The 270-nt window shown below is 57.4% G+C and carries 1 pseudogene; it reads right to left on the bottom strand.

The window, feature by feature from the left end:
* Positions 1-270 (bottom strand): annotated as a pseudogene (gene fliI / locus SAY88_RS25100) (flagellum-specific ATP synthase FliI); the annotation flags it as partial.

Genomic DNA, 270 nt, shown 5'->3' with positions numbered 1-270 from the left:
ATGGCGGATAACCTTTGGTTGCTGGCGGCTCACCGACTGCCAAGGCGATTTCACGTTGCGCTTGGGCATAACGGGTCAAACTATCCATCAGCAGCAGCACGTTTAAGCCTTGATCGCGGAAATACTCGGCAATGCGAGTGGAAGTTTCGCAGGCACGCAAACGCATCAATGGCGAGGTATCGGCGGGGGCCGCGATGACCACTGAGCGCTTACGGCCTTCAACGCCGAGGATCTCCTCGATAAACTCCTTCACCTCACGGCCACGTTCGC

The sequence above is a fragment of the Halalkalibacter flavus genome (genome assembly GCF_036663575.1).
GTDB classification, from domain to species: domain Bacteria; phylum Bacillota; class Bacilli; order Bacillales; family Bacillaceae_D; genus Halalkalibacter; species Halalkalibacter flavus.
Note: the sequence above shows the minus strand (reverse complement) of the source record. Positions and strands in the feature narration are given on the sequence as shown.